Source organism: Phocaeicola faecicola, from assembly GCF_013618865.1.
GTDB classification, from domain to species: Bacteria; Bacteroidota; Bacteroidia; order Bacteroidales; family Bacteroidaceae; genus Phocaeicola; species Phocaeicola faecicola.
This window is the reverse complement of record NZ_JABSOE010000111.1, coordinates 1-6,021: the sequence shown is the minus strand read 5'-3', so window position 1 is coordinate 6,021 and position 6,021 is coordinate 1. Positions and strand designations below refer to the sequence as shown.

Below are 6,021 nucleotides of genomic sequence, written 5' to 3'. Positions count from 1 at the left end.
GGTCTTGTAGAGGAACCACAGTCTTTCAAAATCTTTTTCGCTAAACATAATCTTTCAAGTTTTAAGTTTAGCACGAAGGTATGGGAAAGAAACATGCTAGTCAATACGCCAATTTTGGAAGCTTACCTTTTTAGACCACAAAGATAAGTCAAAGAACGCTTTAATCAATTATTCGATATAAACTCTATTAAAAAATAAGCCAACTTTTTATTTTCTGATATTGGTTTAAGTTATAAAATGGAAATGACAAATTATTATAATTCTATTCTTTGGATTTATCAAAATAATCAAACTATATATGAATCTTTAGAGGCTCAAATCCATTCTATTTGTTATTATAATCATGTAAAAAAGACTTGATTTCACCTTTCATTTTCAGGGTCCTGATACTTTCAACTTTCGGTTTAAAGGACAATATATCACGTCCTAGAGAAACGGCCGATATAGTATCCCCCTTTGATAGATACAACTTAAACAACCTGTATCTAGGGGCAATTCTCGAAGGTATCATATCAACAGCCTTACGGTAAAACCACTCCGATTTATCAAGATTTCCTTTCTCCATATTCTCATCCCCTAACAGACAATATATTTCACTGTCCGGACACAAGAATGACGTTCTGTACAATATATCACTTCTCATGGAATCCGGAACCGTTTCCATTTGTGAATACATATACATTATTTCAGGATTGTATTGGAAATAGAGAAGAAGTTCCGGATTATACCATGCTTTCTTATACAATCCATAAAAATGGACGGACAAAGAGGAAAGAATAGTCAACATGATGAAAAAGGATATTTTATGTATTAGTTGCGGTATTCTGATAAAGAAAACAGGCCGAAATTCCAAAGAGCCAGCCAGAAAGGCAAACAAAGCCAGCATCAAAACTATATCAAACGGATATGAGAACAATGAGAATACAATAAATGCCCAAAAGGATACAAGCAGACTTTCCGATTGGCAGTCTGACGGACGTACCCTAAAACTCTCTATTATAATCCATATAAACAAAGCCATTCCAGGCAAACCGTGTTCTGCTCCGATATGCAGAATCTCATTATACGGATAAGCCACATTGTCCGCAAGCATGATAAAAGAAGATTGTGGATGAGTGGCAAAAAAATCTGCCTGGTAAAGCATATAATTAGCAGTCCATCCACCAGCTCCCCATCCCAAGATAGGGTTATCTGATATAAGTCGGAGAGTATTCAGCCACACTAACAGACGTCCGTCGGCAGAACCCGGTTTCAGACAATAAAGGATGACACCGATAGAACTTAAAATCGTTAAAGCCGAAAGGCACCCAATCACTACCGTTTTCACGCGGTTCTCTTGAATAAGAGATACTATCTTTCTGATGAAAATGACCATAATCCCTGTGAAAGCCGCCAACAGACCTGAACGCGAGCCTGACACAATAACGCCATACATAAATAATACGCCAATTAAAAGCAATACAAGTGTACGAATATCATTTTTTCTTTTTCTCCTGTAAATCACATTGACCACTCCGGCACATAATATTCCAAGAAAACCGCCTAATGGTCCCGGATTTCCAAAAGTACCAGTGATATCAAACCAACCATGATTGCTGGAAGTCCAGTGCAATTTTTGCAGAAAAACTATTATTACTTCGCATACCCCCCAGCATAATATAGAGAAAGAAGCATACTTCCTTACATATACAGAAGAGGAGCGGGTAAGGAAGTATACCAACCCTACCAGCAAGTATTGCCATAAGGATGACATATCAACCGGAACGTACCTATGTACGAAAATCATAACAACAAGTATGCCCAGTAAGATATCTTGAATGCGAATAATTAGCATTGTAGTCCTTTTTTATTACTTAAGAAACAGATTTTTTATGAAAAGAGCTATTCAACTCTAGTCATTATTATATCAGTAGGTACGGAAAAACCAATGAGATGAACTTCCTCCGCATCCTCATCACCTTCAATTCTAATCCATATACCCAAATTTTCATCCATAATCCATTTTATCTTGCCTTTTGATATGTATTCTATCCTTACACCAGGTATTCCATTACCATCAAAATGTTTCTTACGCTGGTCATAAAAAGTAACACCTATAGATTTAGAGTGGTAAGAAAAGTAAGAGGCAGTAATATAAATATTCTGTTCAGGACATTTTATGCCGTCAACACGATGGGTGTTTATCTTAAGATAGTCATCAGAATATTGCCCTTTTACGCTGACTGAATAACCACCCAATATATTTACAGTTCCTCCTTTATATAAAGTTTCTCCTTTGACTAATTTTATAGTGAAGGTAGTATCACCTTTCTCGCCTCTCCATGTTCCTATGTAATCGTCAACGGAGACCTGTGCGTTAATACTAACGCAAGCACATAAAACAAATAAAAACAATAATAGTTTTCTCATAAACCATAAATATTAATTGTTAACAGTAAATATCTCCTCGTCCGTGAAGAAACAGGCACTCACATTCATGTGAATTTCAATCTTTTCCATTCAGACTGGAAATTGAACAATCTGCAGTAAAAAGGAAGACGGAAGGTTTTCACCTTAGGAAACAAGTATTTCATAAGAAAGCACTATTCAACTCTGGTCATTATTATATCAGTAGGTACGGAAAAACCAATAGGATGAACTTCCTCTGCATCCTCATCACCTTCTATTCTAAGCCATATACCAAAATTTTCATCCATAATCCATTTTATCTTGCCTTTTGATATGTATTCTATCCTTACACCAGGTATTCCATTACCATCAAAATGTTTCTTACGCTGGTCATAAAAAGTAACACCTATAGATTTAGGGTGGTAAGAAAAGTAAGAGGCAGTAATATAAATATTTTGTTCAGGACATTTTACGCCGTCAACACGATGAGTGTTTATCTTAAGATAGTCATCAGAATATTGCCCTTTTACACTGACTGAATAACCACCCAATATTTTTACAGTTCTTCCTTTATGTAAAGTTTCCCCTTTGACTAATTTTATAGTGAAAGTGGTATCACCTTTCTCACCTCTCCATCTTCCTATGTAATCGTCAACGGAGACCTGTGCGTTAATACTAACGCAAGCACATAAAACAAATAAAAACAAAAACAACTTCTTCATAAATAATAAGCATTAATATTAAACAAAAATTTTATACTCTTAAGGCACTTTCCACCCTTCCCATTGGTTTGTACTTTGATTATATGAGTTAAATATCAATTCCAATCCTGATTTATGGTCATCCAAAAAATCAGAAAAAGCAGAGACTATTGTTTCCACACTACCTATCTTTTTAGAGAATTCATCAAGGTCTTCTTTTATCTTATCGTATGAAAAAGATTCCGCAAAAGCCTTAAAATCTTCTTCTGAAATTATAATAAAGGTCGTACACCCGAATTCTGATATTACACCATACGAAAAATTATCAACATCAAGATAACCACCGGTGTACCTTGAAGTCAGAAGCCTTAAGTCTGCCGCTGATGGGATTGGAGCACCCGTAGGATGTGAATGATACCATTCTGTGATACCTTTTTCTATTTTACGCCAATCATATTTTACCTGAGTGCTTTCCTGGTTGCTCGGACCATAAATATTTTTAGCTGTACGTATCCATCCATTCTCCTTGCGATTTGTTTTTTGATAAAAACTGTCAAATATCTCTTTGACTTTAGTCTTTAACCTTTCATCCGCATTCAACTTCTCAATTTTGACACTAAGTTCTTTATTTTTCTCATCCCCTTCTTTTTCCGGAGTAGAATACCCCCCTTCAGGTAATCCCGATTCAGACTCAGGCTGTGGGTCAACGTTTCCATCAGGACGTGTACTTGCCATCCATTCCTCATTGGTCATGCCATCGGCACCTGCACCATTCCACGGTACTTCTGGCGTAATTATGACTTCGTCCAGCCAGCCAGCATCATAATCATAACCATAATTGTACTCACCTCGACTAAGTACCTTTCTCTTTTTCTGCAATGAAAGTATGCAGAGTTGCTCCCTTGCAGACTCTATCCTGCTATTAAAGTCCTCATTATCCTTAGACTCAAGCAAAAATACACCTTTAACCTTCCGTCCATTATTATATGTATCGACTCTAGCTGTAACACCGGTGTATGGTCTTGAATATATAGCGATACCAGAAAAACCGCCTTTGTCTCCTCGGGTGATGAACAGATCTGGGATACGTTCTCCTTTTTCCAATTCATAGGACTTGACAGGAATAAGAGACAATATATATTGTGACATCCTACCATCCTTTAAATTCTTCAGTATTACCAGTTTCTGATATACTTTGACCTTACCTGCTGTTATAGTTCCAAAATGTTCTTCAGAGATAATGGCCTGATAAGAATTCGTCTCATTTATGGGGAGATCGTAACAAGCCAAGCCATTCATAACCGATGGTACCGCTGCATTCCACAAAGGTACGAAGTCTCCGGGACTTAAAGGCAGGTTTTCGTCAATACCGTTGCTTCTTGACAATTGGTTTTCGCTTCTCTCACGAAAATAGGCTTTCGCCTCCTCCAATGAAAAAGTTTCAAGTTCATGCTGTTGTGACGTGGAAAAGAAGTCTTCATCAACGCAAGAATAAGAAAAACACACCAAAACAGCCAAAACTATAATGGATAAATAGTATGTTCTTTTCATGATTAGATTGTTAAGTATTTATATGTTAAAAGGTTAATAAATTACATCAGTAAGGCTAGATTAGCATATAAAATATAATAATACTTCTTGCATTTATAATTATCATTAGTAAACATATAAATATTTAATAACTTCTTAAAATATGAAGTAATATTTGTTATAACAATTAAATTTAATTATAACAACAACAAAGATATACAAGTAATCAATCACTTATAAAGTATTAGATTTTAATATCTTTTAATCAATGTAAAATTCTCAACCTAAAAATATTTCTTTAAATAAAAAAAGCAGCAGAAAAACTTAATACATTCTGCAATTTTTAGATATATGCCAGTCATAATAAATGCAGCCAATTTAATAAAAGGACTTAAATCTTACTGCCTAACTGAAAAAAGATTCATTTTCTATAATCCGTAAACTAGTGTAAGGGATTCAAAGCCTTGTCCATTTCTACTTGATTTAATTCCATAAGGCTACCACTCAGAAATCCAAAAAAATCAATGAATGATTGCCCGTTATTTTGAACTGCAATTTCTGACAGCTTTCATTGCATTTGAAAAAGAAAGATTTATCTTGAAGGACAAGCAATAGCGAATAGCCTTAATTGGCATTTCCTTGTTTGTGAAGAAACAGGTACCCACATTCATGTGAATTTCAATCTTTTCCATTCAGACTGGAAATTGAACAATCTGCAGTAAAAGGAAGACGGAAGGTTCTCACCTTAGGAAACAAGTATTTCATAAGAAAGCACTATTCAATTCTAGTCATTATTATATCTGTAGGTACGGAGAAACCTATGGGTTGAACTTCCTCCGCATCCTCATCACCTTCTATTATAATCCATATACCAAGATTCTCATTCAAAGTCCAGCGTATCTTATTTTTGGATATATAATCTATTCTACCACCTGGCATACCATTCCCATCAAAATGTTTCTTACGCTGGTCATAAAAAATAAGACCTATAGATTCAGGGCTGTAAGAAAAGTAAGAGGATGTAATATAAATATTCTGTTCAGGACATTTTATGCCATCAACACGATGAGTGTTTATCTTAAGATAGTCATCAGAATATTGCCCTTTTACACTTACTGAATATCCACCCAATATACTTACAGTATATCCTTTATATAAAGTTTCCCATTTAACTAACTTTATAGTGAAGGTGGTATCCCCTTTCTCGCCTCTCCATGTTCCTATGTAATCGTCAACAGAAATTTGCGCGTTAATACTAACGCAAGCACATAAAACAATGAAGTGATTTAAACTTTTCTTTTCCTTGCACATTTTCTCAATAGCATAACGGAAAAAGCGATGTAGTTCCATGATTCCCAGTTTCTGAGCGTTGTATCAAATCGATTCAAAATAGTTCTGAAAC

The 6,021-nt window shown here is 35.3% G+C and carries 5 protein-coding genes; all 5 read right to left on the bottom strand.

Annotation, left to right across the window (positions count from 1 at the left end; genetic code table 11):
• Window positions 1-325: 325 nt before the first annotated feature.
• Entirely contained in the window at window positions 326-1,834 is a 1,509-nt protein-coding gene (locus tag H3001_RS18435) for an O-antigen ligase family protein (protein WP_181215712.1), read from the bottom strand.
• Between the two features lie 47 nt (window positions 1,835-1,881).
• Window positions 1,882-2,409 (bottom strand): DUF6705 family protein, encoded by a 528-nt coding sequence (locus H3001_RS18430; RefSeq protein ID WP_181215711.1) that lies wholly within the window; start codon window positions 2,407-2,409, stop codon window positions 1,882-1,884.
• 173 nt (window positions 2,410-2,582) lie between these two features.
• On the bottom strand, window positions 2,583-3,110 hold the full coding sequence (locus H3001_RS18425) for a DUF6705 family protein (RefSeq protein WP_181215710.1): 528 nt from the start codon (window positions 3,108-3,110) through the stop codon (window positions 2,583-2,585).
• Window positions 3,111-3,149: 39 nt separating this feature from the next.
• Entirely contained in the window at window positions 3,150-4,640 is a 1,491-nt protein-coding gene (locus tag H3001_RS18420; protein ID WP_181215709.1) for an MPN domain-containing protein, read from the bottom strand.
• A 753-nt stretch (window positions 4,641-5,393) separates the two neighbouring features.
• On the bottom strand, window positions 5,394-5,969 hold the full coding sequence (locus tag H3001_RS19730; protein WP_181215708.1) for a DUF6705 family protein: 576 nt from the start codon (window positions 5,967-5,969) through the stop codon (window positions 5,394-5,396).
• Between the last annotated feature and the right edge of the window lie 52 nt (window positions 5,970-6,021).